The organism is Pirellula sp. SH-Sr6A (assembly GCF_001610875.1).
In the GTDB taxonomy this organism is placed as follows: Bacteria; Planctomycetota; Planctomycetia; order Pirellulales; family Pirellulaceae; genus JBKCUI01.
This window is the reverse complement of the sequence record NZ_CP011272.1, coordinates 2,007,435-2,033,272: the sequence shown is the minus strand read 5'-3', so window position 1 is coordinate 2,033,272 and position 25,838 is coordinate 2,007,435. Positions and strand designations below refer to the sequence as shown.

General features: G+C 49.0%; 17 protein-coding genes. 10 read left to right on the top strand and 7 right to left on the bottom strand.

Annotation, left to right across the window (positions count from 1 at the left end):
- Window positions 1-53 precede the first annotated feature (53 nt).
- The 7 genes from VN12_RS08065 to VN12_RS26800 are packed head-to-tail and all read left to right on the top strand — an operon-like array spanning window position 54 to window position 8,159.
- Window positions 54-1,076 carry a hypothetical protein gene (locus tag VN12_RS08065; protein ID WP_146676345.1) on the top strand — a complete coding sequence of 341 codons (1,023 nt, stop codon included), beginning with the start codon at window positions 54-56 and terminating at the stop codon, window positions 1,074-1,076.
- Window positions 1,073-2,638 (top strand): DUF1573 domain-containing protein, encoded by a 1,566-nt coding sequence (locus tag VN12_RS08060; protein ID WP_146676344.1) that lies wholly within the window; start codon window positions 1,073-1,075, stop codon window positions 2,636-2,638. The genes VN12_RS08065 and VN12_RS08060 overlap by 4 nt, the downstream gene beginning before the upstream one ends.
- Before the next feature lie 49 nt (window positions 2,639-2,687).
- Complete coding sequence (locus tag VN12_RS08055; protein WP_146676343.1) at window positions 2,688-3,095, top strand: hypothetical protein; 408 nt, start codon at window positions 2,688-2,690, stop codon at window positions 3,093-3,095.
- A 42-nt stretch (window positions 3,096-3,137) separates the two neighbouring features.
- Window positions 3,138-4,121 carry a DUF1559 domain-containing protein gene (locus VN12_RS08050; protein WP_146676342.1) on the top strand — a complete coding sequence of 328 codons (984 nt, stop codon included), beginning with the start codon at window positions 3,138-3,140 and terminating at the stop codon, window positions 4,119-4,121.
- 1 nt (window position 4,122) lies between these two features.
- A complete protein-coding gene (locus VN12_RS08045) occupies window positions 4,123-6,222 on the top strand; it encodes a hypothetical protein (RefSeq protein WP_146676341.1) in 2,100 nt (699 codons plus the stop codon).
- Window positions 6,219-7,160 (top strand): glycosyltransferase, encoded by a 942-nt coding sequence (locus tag VN12_RS08040; RefSeq protein ID WP_146676340.1) that lies wholly within the window; start codon window positions 6,219-6,221, stop codon window positions 7,158-7,160. The genes VN12_RS08045 and VN12_RS08040 overlap by 4 nt, the downstream gene beginning before the upstream one ends.
- A gap of 54 nt (window positions 7,161-7,214) precedes the next feature.
- Window positions 7,215-8,159 carry a sulfotransferase gene (locus VN12_RS26800; protein ID WP_146676339.1) on the top strand — a complete coding sequence of 315 codons (945 nt, stop codon included), beginning with the start codon at window positions 7,215-7,217 and terminating at the stop codon, window positions 8,157-8,159.
- A gap of 381 nt (window positions 8,160-8,540) precedes the next feature.
- Here VN12_RS26800 and VN12_RS08030 read toward each other — a convergent pair whose 3' ends face one another.
- The 7 genes from VN12_RS08030 to VN12_RS08000 all read right to left on the bottom strand — a co-directional run bounded on the left by VN12_RS08030 (window position 8,541) and on the right by VN12_RS08000 (window position 22,314).
- Window positions 8,541-10,079, bottom strand: a complete 1,539-nt coding sequence (locus tag VN12_RS08030; protein WP_205855225.1) for a hypothetical protein — start codon at window positions 10,077-10,079, stop codon at window positions 8,541-8,543.
- On the bottom strand, window positions 10,066-11,895 hold the full coding sequence (locus tag VN12_RS08025) for a restriction endonuclease (protein WP_146676337.1): 1,830 nt from the start codon (window positions 11,893-11,895) through the stop codon (window positions 10,066-10,068). Before VN12_RS08025 ends, VN12_RS08030 begins: the two co-directional genes overlap by 14 nt.
- On the bottom strand, window positions 11,896-14,586 hold the full coding sequence (locus VN12_RS08020) for a DEAD/DEAH box helicase (protein WP_146676336.1): 2,691 nt from the start codon (window positions 14,584-14,586) through the stop codon (window positions 11,896-11,898).
- Window positions 14,583-16,232 carry a site-specific DNA-methyltransferase gene (locus tag VN12_RS08015; RefSeq protein WP_146676335.1) on the bottom strand — a complete coding sequence of 550 codons (1,650 nt, stop codon included), beginning with the start codon at window positions 16,230-16,232 and terminating at the stop codon, window positions 14,583-14,585. Before VN12_RS08015 ends, VN12_RS08020 begins: the two co-directional genes overlap by 4 nt.
- Window positions 16,229-18,022, bottom strand: a complete 1,794-nt coding sequence (locus VN12_RS08010) for an AIPR family protein (protein ID WP_146676334.1) — start codon at window positions 18,020-18,022, stop codon at window positions 16,229-16,231. The genes VN12_RS08015 and VN12_RS08010 overlap by 4 nt, the downstream gene beginning before the upstream one ends.
- The gene (locus VN12_RS08005; RefSeq protein WP_146676333.1) at window positions 18,019-20,880 is read right to left on the bottom strand and encodes an SNF2-related protein; all 2,862 of its coding nucleotides are present in this window, start codon (window positions 20,878-20,880) and stop codon (window positions 18,019-18,021) included. Before VN12_RS08005 ends, VN12_RS08010 begins: the two co-directional genes overlap by 4 nt.
- 525 nt (window positions 20,881-21,405) lie before the next feature.
- Window positions 21,406-22,314 (bottom strand): hypothetical protein, encoded by a 909-nt coding sequence (locus VN12_RS08000; RefSeq protein WP_146676332.1) that lies wholly within the window; start codon window positions 22,312-22,314, stop codon window positions 21,406-21,408.
- 201 nt (window positions 22,315-22,515) lie between these two features.
- Here VN12_RS08000 and VN12_RS07995 point away from each other — a divergent pair, with 201 nt between their 5' ends.
- The 3 genes from VN12_RS07995 to VN12_RS07985 all read left to right on the top strand — a co-directional run bounded on the left by VN12_RS07995 (window position 22,516) and on the right by VN12_RS07985 (window position 25,822).
- The gene (locus VN12_RS07995) at window positions 22,516-22,782 is read left to right on the top strand and encodes a helix-turn-helix domain-containing protein (RefSeq protein WP_146676331.1); all 267 of its coding nucleotides are present in this window, start codon (window positions 22,516-22,518) and stop codon (window positions 22,780-22,782) included.
- Window positions 22,783-24,471: 1,689 nt separating this feature from the next.
- Window positions 24,472-24,819 carry a hypothetical protein gene (locus tag VN12_RS07990; RefSeq protein WP_146676330.1) on the top strand — a complete coding sequence of 116 codons (348 nt, stop codon included), beginning with the start codon at window positions 24,472-24,474 and terminating at the stop codon, window positions 24,817-24,819.
- Window positions 24,820-25,207: 388 nt separating this feature from the next.
- On the top strand, window positions 25,208-25,822 hold the full coding sequence (locus tag VN12_RS07985; RefSeq protein WP_146679835.1) for a recombinase family protein: 615 nt from the start codon (window positions 25,208-25,210) through the stop codon (window positions 25,820-25,822).
- The last annotated feature ends 16 nt before the right edge of the window (window positions 25,823-25,838 follow it).

Below are 25,838 nucleotides of genomic sequence, written 5' to 3'. Positions count from 1 at the left end.
CATAGCAACATACGTTTTGAGTCGCGTTAACCTAACAGAAAGCGTCAATAGACATGTTAAGGTTTATCTGTACTGTAGGACTGATGGTGTTTGGGGTAAACTTTCTTGCTTCAAATTGCCGTGCAAGGGACAATCTTGTTGAGGAGGCTAGTGCCGCTACGGAAAAACGTTTGTCTAAAATTGCGGGATTGACGTTTGAATATGAGTCAACGTTCGAATCGAAGATGACGATTACTTCACATAACGCAATGTCCTACAAACACAACTCCAGCAAAAATATTTCAAAAATCCATCGATTATGGCGTCAGTTTGATAACGCAACTGATCTGCAGCCCAGGAAGTTCTTTGCGGCTGATAACGACATATGCAAGCTTTATATCCGAAAACCGGTTTCCGAAGGGAGTTACTCTCAAGGGTATGTTTGGCCGTTCCCTGAATATACAAAACTTGATGAAAACACATTTGACCGCATTGTGCTCGCTGGACTATTCGATTTGGATCGAAAAAAGGATCAAAACCGATCACTGATTGGCATATTCGAGAGCAATGCTCACGCCGAGAAAATTACACACGAGGGCCGCAACGCATTACTAATAAAGTCGGCTTACAATGGACCTTACGTCGCCGAGTCCATAGTACTAACAGCTCCCTATTGGATTCTTGTGAAATCTTTTGTAAGAGAGGGCGATCGTGCAATTGGTGGTGGGTACGAAATAACAGAAATTGGGGAATTTGACGGCTTTTACTACCCGAAAACTGGCTCATGGCATCAAAAGGGTGGGGGGATTTTGCCAGACATTAAATACAAATTTACGGTAGCAAAGGTATACGAAACACCAAAAGCGACGCTCGACGCTTGGATTCCCGACTTCCCGTCAGGCACAACGGTTATGGACCATCGAGACGGAACGACAGGTGTTATCGACTTCTCTCAAGAACAGATAGGGGCGATAATCGCAAAGAACGTCAAGGCCCGCGGTTATGGATTTTGGAATTACTTTGCGATACTTAATATTTTGGTTCTGATCGGGGCTGTTCTAGCCTGGAGCTATCGCAATTGGTGGAGGAGAAAGTGACGAAGACCCACTTAATTTTGATTGCTGTAAGCAACTTGTTTGTTTTGCTGTGGCAATCCTATACGTACGGTCAGCATTGCGGGAGAGACGCGATCTACGGCGCTTTAATCGATGCTGGACAGCCGAAGCAACTAGACGAGATTGAATCAGTCATTGGACTATCCGATTCGGTATCCTGCAAGGATGTTGTTGAGGCGATTCAAGCCTTCGGAATGCAATGCTCAGCTTACCAGCTTCGCGTTTCAGATCTTCCGCTGTTCCGTCGGCACATGGCAATTAGAAGTAAAGTCGGTGTCGTCCTCTATGTAAAAAACGAAGATTTCCCGGATGGTCACTTTGGATCAGTTATGGAGATTACTCCAGACAATACAGCCAAGATCCGCTCTCCGCTGAAATCAAATCGCTTCCAAACAGTACCAATTTTGGACTCTGAGAATTCCATTTTGCTTTTGGTCGGTAGTGAGGTCTCTGATACTGAAGTGTCGCAATTTGAAACGCTCCTTTTCTGGATAGGAACACCGTGGCCTAGCATAATCGCAATAGCATTTCTTGCGACAGTGTTCAGACCAACAGTCTCATTACCACCAATAAGGCTTCGTCAAGTATTCGCAGGTTCTTTAATATTTGTTCTTTCTATTGGTTTGTTTTGGGCGATTGCAGGCTCAAGTAATTCGAGTGTAAACTCGATATCAGTGCAAAACGGCGATTTTGATTTTGGGTCTGCCCCGCTCGGGCACACAGTCGAACAAAAGATCTATTTAACAAATAATACAGACGCCCCAATCACTTGCCATGCTAGGGCATCTTGTTCCTGCATAAAAGTTTCAGCGGAATCGCTTGTGTTACCTCCTATGCAGCCTGTCTCTGTAGTAATTAGCTATGATGTCATGAAGATAGGGCATCAGGAGTACGATGTTTCCTTTCTCAATGGTTCTGAGCAAATTGCTAGAACAACATTGCGAGGTGCTGGGATTTACTCTCCGAGGATAGAACCCTATTTTTGGTATGTCGGCGATGTGCCAATGGATCGACCGTGGAGCAAAACTATTGAACTGAATCTGGAAGGGGTTCTAAAAGAGTATGTTCCAAAAGAAGTTACTTTAAATGGTGCCTTGTCTGCAAAACTAATTAGCAAATTGGTTTCCGACAAGGAAAACATAAAGATGCTGCTCACATACAACGGAAATGGACAAAATGCGGGATTTGCAACCAGTGACGTCACGATTACTTGTAGCCACGACCAGGAAAGCGTTCGTTTTATTTGTAGACTAATGATTAACTACAAACCATCTGTGGAGATAGTTCCTACTGCTGTCTACATGGAACCAAACAAAGATAAACTTGTGGGAGATTGCACGATAATTTCTAACTTTGGGGACATCCAATCTATCACTGCTTCTGCTGGATCAATCGACTTTACCCGAACGGAGTTATCAGAGAGGGAAGTTCACTTTATTTTGACCAGCGAAGACAAAAAACTTGACATCCCGTGTGTTTTCAGAGTGGAGGTTGATAGCCGTGAGTTTTCTGCCGAATGCAAATTGATTGGAAGTCGTAAATAAGTGGTATGCCATTTCCCTGTCGCACGTCCTATGTCACTAGAGAGTCAATATGCAAAAGTACCTGAAGAACATTTTCGTTGCCTTAGCAGTCTTGACACCAATGACTGGATGTTTAGACGAATCCCATCCACGGATTGAAGATTCTAAAAAAGACACTTCAGTGTCTGCGGGAGTAATATTTATGGATACGCCGCACTACTACTGCATTCCACTTGAGTCAATTGGCGTCGATTCAGGAAAAACCATTAATAGCATATCTACAAGCTGCTCCTGCGCTAAAGGCACAATAGTTGGATATAAGCTTCGAGGAGAGTCAAAGCAGGCGATTAGGATTGATTTTGGAGCGGCAAACGACGAGAAGCCTATCGAGTTGCAACTTAAGGTTGAACTGTTTTTCTCCGATGGATCAACGAAAAGTTTATTCGTTTCCTTCGTGCATACAATTCCCCATCTGTGATTGTAAGCAAGTGTTCCTATCTATCTCGCATGGGCCAATTTCATGAGAACCAATCGGCGAGCTTTTTCATTGCTCGAACTCATCATCAGCATATCGCTTGTTGGATTACTACTAAGCCTATTCGTGCCCGCTGTTCAGGCCGTAAGAGAGTCTGCTAGGGCGATCCATTGCATGAACAATATGCGTCAGATTGCAACAGCAATGAGCAACTTCGAATCTACAAAGCGAAGGTATCCAAGCGGTGGATGGGGATATGGTTGGGTAGGCTTCCCTGATATGGATTCTGATCAACCTGGTTCCTGGGGATATGCGATCCTCCCCTACTTGGAGCAAAATTCCCTATTTGAAATTGGAAGATATCACTCTGCAGCGTCCGTTCGAGATACCGGCCTACGGGCAAGAATTTCCTCGAACGTGCCGATTTTCAATTGCCCTTCGCGGCGATCTGGGGTGTTTGCTGTCAACAATGCATGTATACCTTGTTTAAGGCCCGTAGGTGTCGTGACGGCGCTTAAGATGGTTGCTCGTTCCGACTATGCTGTAAACATTGGTAGTGGTACAGTTGATCGTGAGACAATCAACTTCTGGCCTCTGGACTTCTACGGTCCATCCGACGACCGCGAAGGTGTTCTGTTTTCGATTCAGAACCGCTGGCCTGCACCGCCACCAGATTGGTCAGGGATCAGTTATCTTCGACGCTCGATTAAGTCTGCTGAAATCATTGATGGTCTAAGCAATACAATTCTGACCGGAGAGAAGTACCTCAACTCTTTGCATTATAAAGATGGACTTGACTGGGGGGATAGCGAGTCGCTCTTCTCAGGCTTCAATAACGACAACCATCGCAGCACCAATTCGCGATGGCCGTTGTTAAATGACACTCCTGGGCTAAGCTCGATAGGGAGTTTCGGATCTCCCCATACTTCATGCACTTTTGCACTTTGCGACTGTTCCGTCCGTAGTATTTCCTTCGAAATCGACACTACCGTTTACCACAGTTTAGGTAGCCGGTCCGACAACAAATGAGATGGCATCGCAAACCGATATTGATAGACAGCTCACCTTTAACCCATTCATGCCAGAATCCTCGCAAATGCTCAAATTAATGGATCCGATTATAATCGCTTGGGCATTAACTTCAATATTTAGTGTTTACAGCGCTTGTAAACTATGTACGACCTTCCTGCCATATGAGAATAAATCTGTACGGGCACTATGCAGCAGCATTATATGCATGGCCCTCGTTGTCTTTGCATCAACTATTAATGGCGTTTTGGGTAATCTTTCTGCATCTCGAGTAATCTTTTTTGTGTTGCTTTGTTCATTGGCGTTGTTCGCCATCGCGAAATTGCGTTCCATATCGTTGCCTAAGGAATGCAGTGAAAAATCACCTTCAGTAATACGCGACGAGCGAACAATTCTCAATGGCAATCGATTACCACTTTGGGCACTTTTTATTTTTGGAACCAGTATTTTTCTTATGAACGGCATGTTCGCACTGCCTCTAGACTGGGACACCTTGATGTACCACCTTCCCTTGACAGTCCACTGGCAGCAAATAGATTCGCTTTACGCGCCTAACTGCGCCCGTTGGGCTGATCCGGGGAATAATGAATTGCTTGCCCTGTGGTTTACCAACCCATTTGATTGTGACTTCCTCTTTTCGACAGCTAATTTCTGCGGTGCTTTCTTACTAGCAGTCGCGATTTTTACCTTGGGATCTATAATGGATCTTTCTTCGACTGTCCGCAACGCTCTCTTGCTATTTTCTGTGACTAATTACACCGTTATTCGCCAAATGGTCGACCTAAAGAATGACCTAACCGTTTGTGCATTATTCCTCGCGGGATTGGCCTTGTCACTTTTGTATCTTGCGAGACCACAGAGTTTTTTACACATCATATTCTGCGTTGCGGTTGGACTATTAGCAGGGGTAAAGTATTACGCGATTGGGTACTCCACGCTGCTTATTATTATATTCTACGGGTCCCTGTGGAGGATAAACAGAAGCTTCCCAAGTTATCTATTGATCCAGTGCATATTAATTTCCACACCGTTGTTTATGTACTGGTACTGCAGGAATATTTATATTTCTGGCACGCCATTTTACCCGCTCGGGCTAACTCATGATACGGACCAATTGCTAAGACACCGCAGCGTTGGGCTTTGGACTACGACTTTACTCGGGAACGGCAGTCCGTATCTACACGAGTTTGTGTTGCGGGGTTTTGTTAAGAATTTGGGGTGGATCTTTACTGGCCTCTGTTTAACTACTCCCGCTGTCATTATGGTGCTAACGATAGTTTCCTACACCTCCCAACGCTCGGAAAAGCAAAAGCATTGTATTATCATTATTGCGTCATTGTTTTCATGGTTGCTTGCAGTTGTCACTCCATTTGGCGCTGAGACAACTCCTGGAACGCTTAATATGGCTGCGTCCGGCTATTCGCCAATTCGATTCTCGCTCTGCGGCATTTCGCTTTCCGTTATCTTAGCATTTGTTTTGCTCAATAGGGTTTTGCGTACTTGGAATATTTCGCAAGAAAGCATTTGGTGTAAACTTATGTTTGTCACAATCATTGCCTATCAGGCTTTCGTTTTGATAGACGCAAAAGCAATAGATCGAGTGGGCGATGTCATTTCTTTGTCTTGCGTAACACTGGCGGCACTATGCCTTATCTATCGATTGGTTATAAGGCTTCCGAAATATTCGGTCTTGGTGCTATTAGGTCTTGGGCTTGTTTTAATTGCGCAGAGTCGACATTATTGGGTGCAAAATTACAATCGCCACTATGATGACTGGTCTTCTGGCAGCCTTTTTACTACTCTAGACAAAATGGAGGACAAACCGATTGCAATACTAGCATATGTCTATCGGTATTATCCCTTGCTGGGGCCATTTCGCGAGAGAAAAGTAATAAGACCGGAAAGGGTCGAAGATCTTGACTCTATGCTGAAACAGATAATACGCTCTTCGGTATCGTTTGTTGCTGTCGAGCAGGTACCAACCGGTCCGCACTACGCTAAGGCGGGCAGTATCCTGATGGAAAATCCACAGCTTTTTGAACCTGTTCCCGTATCTGGAGAGATTCGTTTATTTAGGGTAAAGATGCGTTCTTCAGAGTGATTGGTTCGAGTAAGGCTTTTTGGGGAGCAAAGTGGGGTTATTTGATATTTTTATTCAACAACGCAAAGAAACTAGATGAAATGCCCAAAATTTCAATCGTGATGGCGGTACTCAATCCACAACCTCGGTATTTACGCGAGGCATTGAGCAGTGTTTTATCCCAATCGATGACAGATTTTGAAGTAATTGTAGTGGAGGATGCTTCTTATATTTCCGGTCGAGAAGTTATTCGGTGCTTTTCCGATTCTAGAATTAGATACTTTGAACGCCCCGTGCGCACAACGCTGGTTAATCAAAAGAATTTTGGTATTGAAATGAGTCAAGGTGAGTATATTGCAATATTTGATGGGGATGACGTAATGTCTGCAGACAGACTTGAGAAACAGACTGTTGTACTCGACTCGAACAAAGAAGTCGACGTTCTCGGATCGCAGGTCAGGGTAATTGATAGCGATGGGATTGAGCGAGGATATCGTTGCTTCCCAAGAAACCATGCGGAAATCTTGAAGTCCATGCAGTTGTTCGTTCCATTCTGTCATCCGTCAGTAACAATTAGGCGAGATGCGATTAATGCTGTCAACGGATACCGGGAGACCGGTTATCCAATTGAGGATTATGATTTATGGAGCAGACTAGCCTTCAATGGCGCAAGGTTTGCAAATTGCGATGAAGCTTTGATAAACTATCGCCTGCATTCAGGTCAGATCAAAGCAAGGAGGACTCGCAAATGCTTACTTGGCGTGTTGTATGTCAAGAGACGATATTGGCTGAGTCGAATGGACAAAAGAGCCTTGTTTTGGTTTCTTCTAGAATGTTTTGCTGTCCCGATGCCGCAAAAGCTTCTCTATCGTTTGGCAACGAAGAACCTTTACAGTTTTGGAACTAGGAACTCCTTGTTGCAGGAGCATAGAATTGGAAAGTCGAATAACATTACGTAATCTGAACAAGCAAATCACTACTAATTGCGATTTATATAGCCAGCTCGGTCAGTTATGCAATACAACATCAAGACCCATATCTTTCATCTCCTTTCTCGTGGCTGGATTCATGCTGGATGCTTAATAAACTACATTTTCTGGAGGTACGAACATCAGGCGATGTCTCCAGCGAACGTGATTTTGGTTTGCGGGTCTGGGCGAAGCGGTACAACTTGGCTTGGATCGGTTGTCGCCGAGATAATGGAGGCCCAAATTATATTCGAGCCGATGCTTTTAAATACAGATGTCGAGTTTGCGTTACGGAAGCCATTCTTCGATCGAGGCAGAATTGACTTTAATTTGCAGTTATATGCCACTCGAGATGATTTAGCGTCTATCGAAAAGCTGAGGGGTTTAGAAGAACTGTTTTTCGGAGCATGTAATACGTACTGGACTCGCCAAGCCTGTAACAGGAATAAAGCATCTTGGCGAGTGATAAAGGAGATTAGAGCATGTTTGGCGTTAGAGGGTATATGCAACCTATGGCCAGAATTAAAGGTTATTTATCTCGTCCGTAATCCCATCGATGTTATTCAATCGCAAATATTAGCATCATCAAAAGGATGGGAGTTTGATTGCGATATTCGGCAACTCAAGTATCATAACCCAATGCTTTGGACTCGGCTGAAGGATTTTGAACCGTTTCTGCAGAGTAGCTCCAGTCTCAGTGACCGACTTGCATTGCGATGGTGTATCGAGAACTGGATAGCCCATACCGATGCGGTGCACTTTCCCAATGTACGATGTGTTTCCTATTCTGACTGCTTGTCAATGTCGGTGGTTTGGCGAGAAATCCTAACTTGGCTAAATATCGAATCGAGTTCGACGAAAGCGGTCAATCTTACAAAGCGAGCCAGAACTGACCTGCCGTTTGCTCGACGGACTCAACTGACCCATTTCCAACTGCATTACATCACTGAGGTTACCGAAGCATTTGGGCTTTCGAAGTACCTGGGCTAGAACGCCAATGCGGCATATACATTGGGGGGGCGGATGCGAGCGTTCATGACAGTGAGGTAGACGGGGTGAGGCGTTTTGGCCCTAGGTTTGCTCGCGATTGACTTTGGCGGCGTAACTAAGCCACTGTTCATTTCTATATGTTACGATCTATTATAGATCTTCGGCTAAAGTGCAGTGTTCAAAGACTGCCTAGTTTATAGTCGGGGCGACAAAACAGCCATTGGACTTTTTATCGCTGGTATCTGGGATTGGAGGTCGAAACTTTGACATTTTCTCAGTAGAAGAGGGGAAATTCAGTGCTGACTTTATATCCAAATCTAGGATGTTCTTCGATCGCAGATAGCCATCGATGTGGACCTTGTGGACGTGGGTTGGCAGCGGTTAGATGTAGAATTTGAAGCTCGGGCGTCTGTCCGCAACCGTTGGGTTGGAAATCAGAATCTCCCCTACGGCATCCGAAAACCCCACGGTAACGGGCTGGCTCTCGCCTAGTTTACAGGCGTTGTAGTTTAGTTTGGTTAACCCAAGGATGTCGCGAGCGACTTGTTCAATCTTGGCGCCACCATGTTGGATATCAATCCGAAGAGGCACTGGCGTCTCCCAGCCGTCGTAAGTTCCAAGTCTGGGCTTGAACCCTGATGCGTAGAGAAAGCCTGAGCGGTCGCTCATCTTGAGGAATGTGCCGCGAAGGACCGGCATGGAACTCGTTCGATACAGACGTGGGCCGTATGAATCCGATTTTACTCGCACGGCAACCAGTTTGCAATTTGGAGGGCAAGCCTCGCTGTATCCTTGGAATTCGTCCCGACTGATGCTTGAACGGCAATGCAGAAAGACTTCAGCGAGGGGCTTTCCTTCTAAATCAGAATAGGTTTTGAGAATCCCTTTTAACAGCCGTTTCGCTGCATCTCGTTCAATGTGAAACTGATTTTTATCAGGGGAGTACCAAGGCCCGTATTCGCCGAGGAAAACAATTCCATCACCGCTATCCAAAAACATCTGAGCGGCACAGCAAGCGGTGCGATTGCCTTTGTTTGCTCGGCGAAAAGCGATCCCGATATAGCAGACTCCTTCCCGTGCGGAATGGAGCTTCCAAGGCCTCCCACCCGCCTTGTAGTACAAAGCAGTGCCAAGGTTCCACATTCTGTCAGAAAGTCGGGTTAGCCCTCTCTCACCAAAAGTCTTTTCATCTGAGAGTTTGAGTGTTGATTCCCGAATGATCTGTATTGGAATGTCATATCGCATAGTCCTGGCTTTTAGCTGACGCCGAAAGTCCGGAGAGAAATGATATTGCTCGGCATTGAATTCCTCGAAGAGTTCACCTTGCCCACGCATCCGAGATTTCTTGGTTGAGGATGTGATCCCAACATCTGTGGGATTCGCAACGCGGGATTCAGTGCGACAATTGGCCCATACATCGTCGGGCACGACACAGATGGCGACCGCTATTTTCGCATCGTGCTTTCTTGCTCTCTCAAACGCTGGCATGATTTGCTCAATCACTGCAAAGCATCGTTCGTGCGAGTCCTTCTTGCGTGATGCGTTTAGCAATTCTTCACGATTAAGTTCCAAGGTTGTAATCGGAGTCGTTGACCACCGGCTACCGAAGGCGACCTCGAATCCGGGATAAGGTGGCCACAAACGATGGAGTTTCAATGAGGTGGTCGTCTTGGTCTCAGTTGCTGCGTGGGCTTGGTTCATGGCCTCGGACCATGCACGCATGGCGGCGATACCTTCAGGGGTGCCGATCACCATGTAAGGCGGCGATACCGGGTGGGCGGCCATGCCTTGAGAGTAAGGCCCGTAAAGTGCAAGGCCGTCGTGTGGATCGACGGCATATTGCCCTTCACCAAACTCGAGGAGAGGTTCGTCAAGGCTGAAGACTTCTTCAGCACCGTATGTCACATTACGCATCGGCATAGGCATCGTCGTCTTCGTTTTCTTCGATGTCGTTTCCAGTAATGAACTCTTCTTCGGCGATGGCTTTCGCATCTTTTAAAGCATCCTCGTTGATTCTGATGGGGGCAGACCAGACTCTGGGAGTCCGTTCCACCCGGAGAATATCATCTGTGGTTGAACCGATTTCGATCCCGTCTTTACCGTCAGCGAGGAACTGCATCACGCCCATCACCCTATTCAGCCATTCTTCGTTCCACCAGCTTTTGCAGAGTTTTTTTCTTCGGATCAATCCGCCTCGCCTTGGGAACTGTTTTCCTGAGAGGTCTGTGATATGTGCGCGGATACGAACGATGATCTCGAATCCTTTACTGGGATCGCCGCTTGCTGCAAAGACGGGAGCTATATGGTAGCGGTATTTCGATGCACGATCTCCCCAGCCATGGCTTCGCTCTCCGACCACCGAAAAATGCGTATGTGAGCCATCTAGCCTTTGAAATGACAAGTTGTCATTTCTGAGCAAGCGGGGAGGAAAATAAACGAGCCTGCGATCCGTACAATAGTTTAGCCCGCGTCGGCGGGATTCGGCATAGAGTGATTTTTTGATGAGTTCTATCAGTAGATTGTCTATCCTGATGCCATCCATCTCAGGCGTAGCTCTCCAAATTGAACCACCTTTCTGGGTAATTCCATGATCCACGGTTAGTTCCGCAGGCGGATAATGAAAGCTCAGGAAATGCGTCGGACTTACTTTCCGAAAGCTCCACTGTCCTGCGAGCGGGCCGTCTTCATCGGTTATTGGGGTCGAGGAGTGAAACCGGCGGATAACTTCTGGGACGTGAGTTACCTTGAATAGATTGGAGGCCAGATCCTCCGGTTCATTGATGATAATCTCCCCCGGGAAGTAGGATCGGATGGCGAGGTCACGAGCTCCCTCCGACTTTCTTGGACAAGCGGTTGATGAAAGTGCTTCTTCGATGGATTTCAGTCCGAGGGCCCAACTCACATGGAATGATGCGGCCGTTATGCTTCGTGTTTCCTGATCCAGTCGGGCGGAATCGAATGGTTTAGCGATGGCAGGAATCAGAAATTGTGAACCGCGTGACCCTCCGACTGCGAGGGCCATATTTCGGCGAGCCGTGAACTCTGGATCGCTTAATGCCTCGGGGCTTAAGATTGGGATGTATCGGAAAGCTCGCTGTGTAAGGAGTCCGCGTACCGCGTCATTGACCGACGAACCAGCCATTGGAGCTAAACCCCGGCACCAGACGTGAAAGCCTGCGAGGGTCAACCGCCTGGAAAGCCAGTGGGCCAATCCAGCGTCAGCCTCAACGTGATCTACCACTAGGTGATCTGGTGAAGGGGAAAGCGATAACCCACCTGCGAATGGAAAAAAGAGCGGTGTAAATATCTGCGGATGTTGCGAGACTAATTCGCGGTGCGACGATCGCAGCATACTGGAAAGACGTTCTAGCCCGTACAGTTCAAGCGGCCAACCGTAGGTGTCCTGGATGAATTGAACCGCTTCGTCCCGCTCTGAAGGGGTAAACACCGCCGTAGAAAGAAATACGAGGCGATTGCAAGGGTGGCCGTGCTTTCGAATTTTCTCACTGTCCTGGCCGAGTTTTTTTCGCCAGTCTTCGCGGACGCTGTAAGCAAAAATCGCCACCGTTCCAGTAGATGAATCGACGTGAATCGCGTCGCGGCCTTTGTCTTTGCTACCGCCGATAGGTTCGATATTGCGATAGCCGTCTAGGGCCATCATGTCATCGCACAATCGCTCGAACTGGTCATAGTCTGTTAGATTTTCAAGACAATAGATCAGCGGGTCGGCAGCCATCTAAGCGCCCCCGGCTGCAAGGATCAATCCCTTAAGTGTCATGTTTTCTGCAACCATCTCATGTGGGATTAATGCATAATTCCATGGCTTTCCGCCATGTTGTTCAGAATAGGCCGTGGCATGCTCGCACCACTTCAATGCTGCCTCACGTTTTGCGGCAACAACGGCGTCATCTTTCATTCCACCGGCTTTTGTCTCAATCATCAATATACAGTCGTCTGTATCCGCAACAAAGTCTGGGACGTACTCTTGATGTTCATGTCCAGACTTAAAGAAGATTTGAAATTGCCCTTTGGCAGGTCGGAACCACCGAAGGGAGTCTTTCTCAAGAATAATGGCAAGCATCCGTTCCGTGTTTGATTGAAATTTTGTGAGCCGGTAGAGGCTGCGTTCAAAGCCACTGAATAGATACTGTCCAATCTTCGACTTTTCAGATGGGGGCTGCCGATAATCTAGCACGGTGTCTTTTGCATTGGCGGTGTACGCGCTTGGGCGAAGTTCGGTGAAGCCCTTGCTGACTTCCGCATCGTAGCCGGTCAATTCCTCCCAGAAATGTTCCATCATCTGCGAGTGAATCAAAGCCGAAATCGGCTTTTGGTGGACCCTGAGAACCTTTCGGACGTCTTGATCGTGGTTGAGATAACCTTTCAAGTGGGCCACCGTCTGGGCCGCAAGATCGTAGAGCAAATCGGAATGGTCGTCGTACGATACGTCATCGAAGTCCACCAGGCCGCCGACAATATAATCCTCCAGCCGTTGCTCCTCGATGCCGCCGCGTCCCAGGCTGATGCTTTCTTGCTCCCCCGTTCTCAATGTTTGGGCAACGAGTTCGTCCGACGGCACGGGATACCGCAATGAGGTCAGATTCAATTTGAAAAGCTTGAAGCCGCTCTTCACTTCGTCCTTCGGCACGACGATGATGCGAGGTATGTCGATGGTGCCCAAGACAACTTGTTTGGTCGTTTTGGCGACGACGGCAGCCACCGCGTTGGCTTCTGCGAACATTTCCTGTTGCTGCGGGCCGAGTCGTCGCTTCACTTCCGCAACCAACTGCTCCTGAATTTCCTTCTTTTGAAGAGATGCGACGGTCGGAGCCAAGTCCGTTTTACCCTCGAAGGAGCGGATGACTTCGTATGCAACCTTTGCAACCTGTTTTTCGGCTTCCGTAGCGAAGATGGGTTTGATGGCAGGCGACGTAGCCTCGCTTCCGATTAATGTTACCTGTGGTTCAGTCAGCCCTAATTGCTCCGCTACAGCCGAAGTTGAGATAACCGATACCGTGTTCTGCTCGAGTTGGGAGGCATCCAACACGAGTTGTTGCAGACGGATCGGAGAATCCGACCGCTTCGCCTCATCCACGATCTCCTGAAATTTGTCGTGGGCGATAATGTTAAGTCGGTCAACTGTGTTCACGCCAGTACGTTTGCCGTAGGGCAAGCGAAGGCCGCGTCCGATGCTCTGCTCGATCAAAATGCGAGCATTCGCGGCCCGGAGTGGAACGATTGTGTAAAGATTCGTTACGTCCCAGCCCTCCTTGAGCATATTGACGTGAATTACGATCTCCGTTGGTGACTCTTCGTTTTCGACCGCAAGCAAATCCTGAATCATCCTGTCTTCTTCGACACCGGTCTTGCTCGAATCGACCTGGATTACGTGCTCCTTGTAGCGACCATCAAAAAACGTATCGTCCTGAATTAATCTCAGCAGTTCGCTAGCGTGAGCAGTGTCCCGGGCGATAACCAACACGAACGGTTTGACAATCGGCTGGCCGGTCTGCCGGGCATAGGTCTCCAGTTCGACCTTGACCTGTTCGTGCAAGCGCACGCCATCTTCCAGTTTCAAGCGTTCAATCTCATCTCTCGACATGCCTGACGGGTTAAAGTCCTTGCGGGTGACGACAGCCGGTTCCTTTACGAAACCATCAGCCATTGCCTTCGCCAGCGGGTAATCGACTACAACATTTTTGAACGGAATTGCTCCCTTACTTGTCTCTACGAATGGGGTAGCAGTCAGTTCCAATCCAAGAACTGGCTTAAGGTCGTTAATTGCCCTTACGCCCGCACTGGCGCGATATCGATGCGATTCATCCATCAGCAGAACGAGGTCGCTTTGCTGACTCAGATACTCGAAATAACTTTGTCCGATGTATTCTGAGAGGCGGCGCATCTTGAGTTGCTTCCCACCTCGGACTTCGCTTGAGATTTTCGAAATGTTAAAGATGTTGATTTTGCAATCTTCAGGTCTGTCGAATAGCGTGCGAGCCTGGGACTCGTAATTATCGCCGGTAATAATTGAAGGTGGATTAATGGCAAAATCTTGAATACCCTGAAAAACATACTTAGGTTTCGTACAGTTGCTGAAATCACTTATCAGCTTGTTATATATCGTCAAGTTCGGCGCCAGCACGAAAAAGTTGCGGACACCATGCGCGATGTAGAGATAACTGATGAAAGCCCCCATTAGCCGTGTTTTGCCAACGCCGGTTGCAAGTGCAAAGCATATAGAGGGAAACTCTCGCTCAAAGTCGGTCACGCCTGCAAATTCAGACCGGATCGCCGCCAAAGCCGCAGTGCGGTCGGCGTCCTTAGTAGGTGGAGCAATTTCACAGATACGAGCGAGAACTTCTAGAGATTCTCGTTGCGGGGACCGTAGGCTGAGCCTTCCCGCGACATTGTTGACGTGGCGATTCATTCGTCACCCCCTTCCATGTAGTCAAACAGAGAGGTGCGTTGTTTCTTGGGTGGCTTAGGTAGGTTCTCCACTTTGAGCGAATAATCGTCGTGACCCCACTCACACTTGTGCAAGACAGCCTTTGGGATCTTCTTAACAGTCAGGTTTGGCCAATTGTCGGACTTGCCTCGGAAGGCACTGCACAGCACCAGAAGAGTCCGGCCATCGCCTACTTCTTCGGAGATTTGGTTCAGCTGCTCCACACTAAGAGTTTGCGTGGTGCAATAGAGAAAGTCGGTCTCCGTGCTACGACCTTGCATCCAGAAGATGCTGTCCGATGGCTCGTAGCGGAAGCCTTCGAGCTTGCAGAGTGCCTCGGCCAGCATTGAAGCGTTGTATTCTTTGCTGATAACCCACTGACTCCACTTGTCCTGCATCAACAGGCTCGGTGCAAGCTTGAAGTAGCGAAAACCACCACCGCCCTTCCAGGATGTTACTTCAGTGACACCACCGGGATCTTGTCCGTCGATTACCTTTTTCATTCGAGGAATTATGTGCGTGTGACAATGATCACCAAGCTCGATCATAATCCATCCACGCCCCATCTTGTGGGCTACTGCCCCAGTCGTGCCAGAACCCGCGAATGAGTCGAGCACGAGATCACCAGGATTGGTGGAAATGTCCAGAACTCGCTTGAGCATGTCTTCGGGTTTTGGGGTATCGAAAACATCTTCACCAAATAGTTTTTTTTGATGCGACTTTGTTTGTCTCGTTGTGTCAAGGTCATTCCATATTGTTGGATATGGCCGCGCTGGGCTGTTGGGAGCATATTCGCGGGTGTAAGGAATCCAGCCGTTTTCTCGCTTCTTCCAGATCAATTCGTTCTTTTTAATTAACTCATCAACGCCAGCTTTCCCCATTGCCCATCGCGCTTCACGACCGTCATCATGAATCGGCAGTACTTCTGTTCCGTCGGGCGCAGTCAAAGGAAAAAACATTGAAGGACGGTCTGAGCGAAGACTGTTTTTGCCGTTCTTCTTCAATAGGCGATCACGATACGGCCTGTCAGATTCAGCATCGGGTTTTCGATACGCGGACAATATTGAATCATCTTGTTTTTGCTTGAATGGTCTAGCACCTGGCGTTTTCGTAAAGCACAGCAAGTATTCGTGGTCTGGAGTGATCGGAACCTTGTTGTCATTTGGGCTATCAACTTTTTTCCAAATGAAAGCGGTAACAAAACACCCGCGTCCAAACACCTCATCGCACAACACTTTCAGATAGTGGGCCTCGTTGTCGTCAATGGTGATCCAGAGCGAACCATCGTCCACCAGCAACCGTTTAATAATTTCTAGTCGGTCGCGCATCAGTCCTAGCCAAATGGAATGCTCCAGCCCGTCGTCGTAATGCGTAAAAGCACTTCCCGTGTTGTACGGCGGGTCGATGAACACGCACTTAACTTTGCCAGTGAACTCAGATTCGAGGGCTTTTAGTGCGAGTAGATTATCTCCGAAAATCAATCGGTTATCGAATATGTCTTTGTTGGTTACGCGAACGTCAGCAACGTAAGAGCGAGCCTGATCTTCAAGGAGAATGCGAGGCTCCAACTTTGGACGCACATCTTTGCCAATCCATGTGAGTTCAAGTTTTTGCTTCCGTTGGGTCATACCTTGGCTTCCTCTATGCCGTCCGAGGCTATTGCCGTCGGCTTCTCGTTGAGCTTCCTCATCGCTCCGGCTTTCAACTTCTGGCAGTCAGCCGCGTTGCAAAAAACCGATTTGAAGTGCCTGGGCGAAGTGTATGGTTCGGTGGCCGACACGAAGCCAGCTTCTTGGGCTGTGGCCCAAATCGCGTTTGCGATCTCCAATGTCTGTGCCGCAGCCCTGGCCTTTTCCTCCTCGGTAAGGGCGAGCGTCTCCCCTTGTTCGAGATGCTCTCGCAGAAAAAGTAGATGCAGAACAAGCCAGCGGGCATTCTCGTAGAACTCGCGCCGGGCACCGGCAGCGGGACGCTCGCCGTTCAATCGCTCGATAACGATGCGTCGTAGCTGTACGGCTCGCCATACTTTTCGCGAGGAACGGTCGCGGCGAAACATTCGCTCGCACAAGCTCTCTTGAGGTCTGTCCTTCGGGTAGACGGGTTCGGCTGACCAGAGAGCCTTTCGGTTACTCAGGAGCATGGAACAATAGTCGCAATCCTTGTCCGGCTCTAAGCACGCCAGAGCGGTCGCGGCTTCGTCGAGCGTAAAATTGGTGGCGTCCGGTTCGGGAACGTCATCAGCTTCCTTGAAGTGGTAGTGAATGCCATCCATTTCGAGTTGGAGAGCAATCCGTTCGTGTTGCTCGTCGAGGGCGACGAAGTCTCGCGGGCTGATCTGATTCTGGAAGTTGGTGGATTCTGTGATCCGTCGGGCGAAGGCAGCTTCCTTTTCGCATTTCTCAAGGGAGATGATCTTCAGGAAAACGAAACCATCGCCACCTGCATTTGCGGCATGGATGGTGCCGATAGTTTGCGCTCCATTGACTATGGAGAACCCCCTTGCGGTAATCTTCTTTTTCTCCGTATTGGCTCGGTCGGTAGCCGCAACGTCGAGTCTCAAGCAATAGGCCGTCAAGCCATTGTTCAAGTAAAAGAAATGCTTTCCCTCGGCTTGCAGTGTTTCCTTGATCCGTTTGTTGACTTCCGTCAGCCCTTTGTAGCGCCGGAGGTTTGCCTCGACTAAGGCGGCGCGATGGGTCTCATAAAGAGCCGCCACGTCTGCGACCCGAACCTGACCGTAGATGGTCTGGTACGGCTCGATCACCCACCCCGGCTTAAGAATTTCAAGTTCGACCCTATCTACTCCTGCGGCGGCATCAGCTCCAGTTAGCCAATCGTGAACGCTGACAAGGCTATATGTCCCAAAGCGAAGGAACTCGTCGCCGTGGTTGTAGCGTGACTCTAGCGTTTCGAAGAGCCGCAGGCGATCTTCGGATACGGCGTTAATCCCGGAGTATACGAGTACTGCTTTAACATGAAGGACGCTTTGGTCTTCCATAAGCTTCTTGATGAGAGGAATGCGTCTTGCCCAAGCATTGTTCTTTAGGAACGCGTTCCACTTACCGGAAAGTAAGTTGTCGATCCCATCTTTGAATTTACTTGCTTCTCCGAGATCGGGTTCGCCGCGTCCATTTTCGATGAACTTCGACTGAACAAGCCAAAGAGTGTTTGAGATTGGGGAATAGTAAACTGCATCAATGCCACCATCGCCTCCACCGTCAACGATAGAACTGGCTGCCTCGTCAAGCGTGCACCCACTGAGCTTGTGAACTGAAAATGCTGCGAGCGAGCGAGAAAGGAAGTTGTTTTCTCTTTCCTGCTCCGTCTTGCCACTGGATGCTGGCGGTACTTTGCCGTCGAACAATCCATGCAAGTGCTTTGGAATATGGTCAATCTCGTAAGGTTTCTCGACGTTCATACGATCCTCCAACAAATCGAAAGCACCTGTTCGTGCGTTACTTTCTGTTCGAGTTTCGCCTGCACGGACTCAATTAGTTTGTCCCGGCGCTGCTCGATATCGTCCTGGGCGACGAACAGCTTACGCCGCTTTTCATTTCGTTCCGATTCGAGCTTCTTCAATTGCTTCTGTCCGGCCAGTTTGTCTTCAAGGCTTAGGGCTGCCGACACGGCGCGACGTGCCTCCTTTAGTTGTCGGTCAAGGTCTTTGATCTCGCGTTCGAGGCCAACCTTGAGGTCTTCCGCCCAACCGTCAAGCTTGCTGGCTTCTTCTTCAAAGAGCCTTCCATTACGCTCGGATATCTTTTGTCTCGCTTCGGCTTGCAGCTTGTTGATCGCGACTTCAAGTCGTGAATCCAGTTCGAATGTTGTTAAAGGGCGGACGTCCGTGGCGATTAAGGAAAAAAACTTGCTCGCGACGTCGGCAGGCAACATCCGCCCATCATTTACCATTGCTGCTGTCAAGAGAATGTCCTCGGCCTGATCCATTGACTCTACGCTCAGTTTGCTGACAACCATTTCGCCCGAACAGCCCCGGTACTGCTCAAGTGCTCCAACTCTGGGTCGGGTTTCTGGCCAGTCGAAGATGACTTCAGCAGGAAAAAGAACACGTGACGTGGCTTGTTGGACCAGACGACGGGCGAGTGGGTGGCCGAGACGGTAAAGGTGGGCATCACCACTGCGCCGAGGCAACTCGTAACGCCCCAGTGGAATATCCAATTCGGGAAATGGGCTAACCGTAAGATCGAAGGCGTCCTCCGATTCCGCAAAGTTCGCATGTCCATTCAGCTCATGTCGGGATAAACGCATCAGCATTCGTTCATACCGACTCTGAAATCCAAGGCTCTCGCTTTTTGACACTTTCAGTTTCTCGTGGACTTCTTCGTCGAAGTTTTCCAGTAGTTGCTTGCGGGTGTTCGTGATCGCTTCGTTGATTTGAGTTGTCAGTTCATCCTGGAGGCGAGCAAAGGAGACTCGGATTTCGTCAGGAGTCCGACAGTCTTGATAAATTCGAGCTATGCGTTTCTCAAAATCGACACCGGATTCGATGGCTCCGAGAACCTCATCGGAGGCGCCGAAGACACCCTCGAACAGTTTGAACTTCTGATCAAGCAGTTCAAAGACCCGCTGGTCGGCCTCATTGTTACGATTAAGGAAGTTTACGACTACGACGTCGTGCTTCTGTCCATAGCGATGACACCGACCGATTCGTTGTTCGATTCGCTGAGGGTTCCAAGGCAAGTCATAATTGACCACAAGCGAGCAAAACTGCAGATTGATGCCCTCTGCCGCCGCTTCTGTCGCGATCATGATAGTGCCGGAATCGCGGAAATAATCCACAAGTGCTGACCGCATGTCAGCAGTGCGGGAGCCGGAGACTTTTTCAGACCCTGCATTTCGCTTGATCCATTCGACGTATATTGTTTTTGACTTGTCGTCCGTGTTCGATCCATTGAACAGGACGATTCCGTCTGCATAAGAGCTGTCTTGGAGCAGTCTTAGGAGATACTCTTGCGTCTTCCGCGATTCAGTGAAGATAATTGCTTTTTTCGCTGCACCGAGTCGAACAGTCTCGGCAAATGCCTTATCTAAACCTTGCAGGAGGGCCTTGCCTTTTGCGTTCTGAGTGATGGTCAGTGCCAGATCGCGGAATGCCTCAAGATCAAGAATTTCGCGTTCCAGGGCTGTTCGATCCTGTTCCGACAAAGGTTCCTGATCAGCAGAGTCGTCGCCCCATTCTTCAGCGATTTCGTCCAGAACCTCGTAATCATCGTCGAGTTCGTCTTCGAGAAGCTTTTCTTCCGGCTTCTCGTCAGCTTTGTCTTTGAGTCGGGCAATCAATGTGTCTAACGCCCCTGCAATCGCGAAAGTACTAGATGCCAGTAGTTTTCTTAGCACTAGAGTCATGAGACTACGCTGACTGGCAGGGAGAGCCTGAAGGTTGTCTCGTTGGAGATAAGCGGATACTTCGTTGTAAAGGCGATCTTCGCTTTCAGCAGGGGTGAATTCCTCGACAAGGGCGTGCCGTTTGGTGTAGGGCACATACTCCAGCACTTGGCGTCGGAGGGTCCTATGACAAATCGGAGCGAGGCGAGCTTTTAGCGTTTGAAACACCTCATCCTCGCTCAAGTTGGCAAACTGCTCACGGAAACTCTTCAGATCGCCAAATGCGTGTTCGTCGATGAAACTGACCAGTCCAAACAGTTCCAGCAGCGAATTCTGAAGCGGTGTCGCCGTCAGTAAGAGTTTGGGCGATTTGATTAAAGCACTCTTTAAGATGTTGGCTATGACGTTGGATGGCTTATAGACGTTTCGAAGACGATGGGCTTCGTCGATAACAGCCAAATCCCAGTGGATATTGGCAACGTCAGATGCCTTGGATCGAGCAAACTGGTACGAACAAATTACCACTATTTCTTGATTGGGCCGGAAAGGCTGAAGTGATCCAGCCCTAATAGCGGCGTTGTAGGACTTCGCCTCCAGGATACAGCACGGCAGAAAGAACTTTTCCGAGAGTTCCTGATGCCACTGTTTTCTAAGGCTGGCAGGGGTTATGACCAGTAACTTGCGTTTTCGCTCCGCCCACTTTTGGGATAGCACAAGCCCGGCTTCGATGGTTTTTCCAAGGCCCACTTCATCAGCAAGCATTGCACCACGTGACAAAGGCGAACGGAACGCGAAAAGCGCTGCTTCAACCTGGTGTGGGTTCAGGTCTACTTGAGCATCCACGAGTGCACCTGCTAACTTCTCCAGATTATCGGAAGCACATCGCTTGGTCAGATCGTGGGCGAAGTATTTTGCGTGGTAGTCAGTGAGCATAGTCACCCACATTTTGGTCTGCTTGGGCACTTGACTCTAGGACGTACCGCCAGTTAGAGGATACACGCTCAGCTTTGATCTGGTGACCTTGTTCTCGCAGTGCAGCAACGATCCGGGAAATAGACGGTATGGACACGCCGACAGCTTCGGCGAGCCTAGGCGTCGAGTACTCGCCTGTCTTGATCAGGCGGAGTACATCTTCGATTCGTTTGTGGATTTCTGATGCGAGCTTGTATCGCATAGTCTTGGCGGCCTCCCATAATGTGTGCCGCTAGGTCTATCCAGTGGTGATAGACTTGTCAAGGAAGGCAATTCTTTCACGATGGATTAGCGACATTCATAGTTCCCGCAGGAAGCGGGTTCTACCATAAGTATTGGAACAATCGTCAGAGGGCAGGTGGCCCCCTGAGTTGCCCACTTTTTCCATCAATGCGAATTTGTCGCCACCGAAGCTCGTCGCGATGGCTAATTCACTGACCTGGATGAAGAGACTGCCGACTTCTGAAATTCCGCAAACATCTAGGGTCATCTTTTCGTTTTGGACAAAACCCCCATCTCCATTAGGATGGCAATCGCCGTTATTTTGACCTCCTGATTGGTGTAGGTTCTTCGATTCAATTCCTCGTTGGGAATAATCTTGAAGGCAGCATCGAGACCTGATTTCAGCTCCTCGGCAATCACCTTGATATCATCGGTTGACTTGATCGCTGACTGAAACTTGGGGGCAAGCTGCTTTGCCGTCCAAAGCTTGCTGACAAAATCCCCACAGGTCGAAAGCTTATCTGCATCGCTACCCTTCTGCCAAGTCAACGCGTTCGCTTCGTGGAGCGTCCCTCCCTTGTACCATTCCGTTGTCTGGCCGGCTTTCTTTGATGCCCCCAGTTCCTGCTTTCCACCCTCTTCTTGTTGGGGTTTGGGAGCTAATTGCCATCGCCCCTTTGAAAGCCATTTCCATTCGGTACCATCTAGGATTTCCGATCGATCCTTGTAGAGCCTCCAAGTTTGCTTCCTTTCGGGATGATAGAGTTCGACAAAGTCTTTGGTTCGAGACCTTTGATCTAGTTTCCAAAGCAGCTTGCCATCCTTGTCTCGCTCGCCCCATTTCGCTTCGTCGATTTGATAGATCTCGGTTTGGTAGGTCTCGTTTTTCCAAATCGCTTGAGTGGTTCGATCCGATTTCCGCTCGACCGAAAGTCGATTGGCGAGTTCCTGCGATTCCGGTGAAAGAGAGTCCAAGGAGATCTCTTTGGGCACGAGGATGACTATCCTTCGGTCGGAAGTCTTGAGCTCACCGAATGCCCCCTCAATCTCCCGGCCTTGCTTATCCGTCCATTTGTGAAGTTCTGGCCCCACCTGGCCGAGAGCGTCCAAATCTAGGAATCCCCCAAAAAGGGCGATGAGGGCAAGGATGAAGAAAAGTCTGTTTCGGAGCATTATATCCGGTTCCTCTGTTGGCGGTGATCCTGCGGACCTGAATCCCAAATAGTCCATAATGGACTACTCCCCTTCAGAAGTCACCACCAGTTCCGACCGAGATTTGGAGATCGCTGCTCCCCATGCTCTTTGAGCCAAATAGTCCGTTTAGGACTATTCCATTATGGCCTTTAGCCTGACCGGTTTTCCCGGCTAGGCGATATGAGCGAATCACTCCACACCCCTGAATACCGAGTTCTCTTGATCACCCTCGCCGCTGTCCGCGAGCGATCAGGCATCACCCAGGTGATGCTGGCCGAGAAGCTAGGCGTGACTCAGTCCTATGTGAGCAAATTCGAGAGAGGTGAAAGAAGGCTCGATTTGGTCCAACTCCGGCACGTCTGCAAAGCTTTGGGAGTTGGGCTCGTGGAATTCGTTACCTTATTCGAAGCCGAGCTCAAGAAGTCTCGAAGCCGAAGATCTGGATAACCTCGAAGCCCCCTGGCTCACCCCAGGAACCGATCGACCTCTTCACTCGCCCTTCCTTCCCCCCCTTAAGTTTCCGTGACTCTAACGCGAAGCGAGGGGGATTATCGAGGACCCAAACCCAACGGGGTAGCCAAGGCCCCTTTCTAGAGGGGAGATGCTATGGCTGATTTGAAAGGTTTCTCCCAATGACGATATGATTATGGATAGCCGAAAAGCGATGCATCGCTTTTGCTGGCGAGCCTCTCCCCCGTCGCTGGATGAGAAGGCTCGCCAGCATCTCGGCATCTTTTGCCTATAGCGACTTATCTTTCGGGCTTCAAATCACTACGGGATGGCGGACTACATTATGCTTCTCAAGCAAGATATGGCTGAGCTTTCACGGTTGCGAAAATCGCCACAACCAAGCGATCAAGTGGATCCAAGATTCTGGAGGTATGTCCCAGGTTTGGCATCAGAATTCATTTTGCCTTTTAGCGATTTCCTCGAATCAGAATCAGTGGATCAAGTCCCCATCGTGCTTCACAGTCGAATCTCAACCTCTGACAGTAAATCGAAAGCTATCCTTGATCGATACGCGAGCAAGGGAAATGTTTATCTCAAGCACCATGGACTGAAGCCCATTTCGACGGTAGAGCATTGTTGCAAGGGATATATCGATGGCCTATGGGATGATGAGTATCTGAATGACTTTTATACCTTGCTCAAATGCTTTGGCTCTCGGAGCGAAATGGAGCCTGAAGTCATTGCTTTGATCGAGGACTTCTTTTCCAGAAGCACGACAGGCTATTGGAACAGTTTCTTGACAAGCGAACTCCCAGAGGGTCCCGTTTCCGATCCGATTGGACTTTTCAATCTCATGCGAGATCTATGGATGGAAAAGAGGGTTCGAAATGATCCAGGGAAATCCAATAAGCAGAAGCGGGATATTGAAAATTGGTTCAGGTTCCCTAACACCTACCGACCCGACCTGATTGAAGCATTCGAAAAAGCTCGAGCTTGCAATGGAGTTATCCTGAGCGATGATCGAACTCGCCTAATTCGGGGCAAGGGAAACCATACCTGGACTCAACTAGTAAGGAACAAACAAACTCATCAAAAGGTTCGCAACCGAGAAGAACAGTTCGAGAATCCATCAATTGCCGAATACAAGTTCCTCCAATCAATCGCTAATGGGATTAAGCTCTACACGATCAATCCACCAGATGAGAACAAAGGATCCCGATCATCTCGAAAGAGCAGCGAGGGAATCAAAGCATCGACTAAGAAGGCTGGCAGACCGAAAGCAAAAGAACCTGGGTATAAGAAACGGATCAGAGAGGAAAACATAACATGGGTAGTGGAAAAGATTCTTCGCGGTAGTTCCATAGGCTCTCTTGTTAGAGAAACTGGGATCGCAAGGGAGACCATTGCAGGTTGGGTGCGTTCTCAGAATTGTTAGGTCGAACAATGTCCCAAGCATCTCTTCTTAGATATGTTCATCATTCGAAACCACCGGATTTTTGAGTCCATATAGGGGGTGGGGTTTCCGGTCAGGAAAAACCCGGTTTGATCAATCAAAATCCTAGGAGTATCGTCAATGCGACAAAAAATTCCGGTGGGCCCCCAACCCCATCTGTGATTTTGGCTTTTTTCGTCACTATCATGACCGTCGAATCCACAACTCAAACCAGCTGATTGTTGTCGAAAGCAATGCGTTCACAATCACCGACACACCTCCTCGCCGCAGAGATATCTTTGCACTTCTACCATTCGAAGGGCTCAACTAAATTTGTCCGAAATGTTGAGCTACCATTTGCACCTCAACCAGGGTTGGATTTCATCGACGAACTGTTGGGGGAGTTTCGAATCGAGCATGTTGCATGGTCGCTCCAAACCGAATCATTCTATCTTCAATCCCGATACGATGGCCGGCATTGGCTGCTCCGAGATGCGGTAAGGAAATTGAAGAAGTTCGGATGGGAGGAACTCAAGGAACTCCGCGAGGCCGGCCACCACGAGGAGATTCCATCAAATCTAAGGAAGCTATCCGACTCCTAGGCCCTCCAGAGCTCGCTCGGGCTCCCAACCCCTCCGAGATCCCGAGGAGGCCCAATGGCTCGCGGGAAATCACCGTTTTTGGCGATTTGGGAGAAGCTTTCTTCCCTCGACTTCGGTGATTCGCTTTGCTTTTCGTTGATCTGGCGACCATTTTCGCGTGGAAAGCATCATCTACGGGTGAAAGTTTCCGATGCCCGCGCTAGATTTCTATCGTCCCGGCCCGACATCCAAGGGAAGCATCGCGGCGACGGATCATGCCCCCGATCGGTTGATCCTGAGCCACTCTCCTCTCTTGGCTGCCTCGTCTGGAGTGGATCATCAGTGGTTAGGTCTTTGAGACCGAGATCCTTCCGAGTTCATTTTTTCGAAAGAGGAAAAGAGTTTTGCCATGGCGAAATGCAAAGCGATCTACTTAAGAGTTTCGAGCAGTTCTCAAGACACAAGGAGCCAAGAGCCAGATTTGAAACGATGGGATTCTTCGCAGGAAGGTGAGACGATTTGGTTTCGCGAGAAGGTATCTGGCAGAACCATGAATCGCCCTGCATGGAATGACCTCATGGCGAAAGTACGAACGGGGGAGATCCAAGAGATTGTAGTTTGGCGATTGGATCGACTTGGCCGAACGGCATCGGGGCTCACAAGCTTGTTCGATGAACTCCGAAGTTCAAAAGTCAATTTGGTGAGCATCAAAGACGGACTGGATCTTGAGACTTCTGCGGGGAGACTAATGGCAAATGTTCTCGCCAGCGTCGCCCAATACGACAACGAAGTTCGAGCCGAAAGGATTCGAGCAGGGCAAGAAGCTGCCAAGGCTAGGGGAGTGAAGTGGGGAGGATCGAAGCCTGGTATCCGGAAGAAGGTGAAGGCAAATCACCTTCGTTCGATCGAAGTTCTTTACCGAGGTGGGCAGTCAACGACGGAAATTTCAAAATCGCTAAACCTTTCCAGGCCAACGGTTTCCAAGATTATCAAGGAACTCAAATCGAACGAAATCGCCAAATGACCGCGTCCAATGTCGA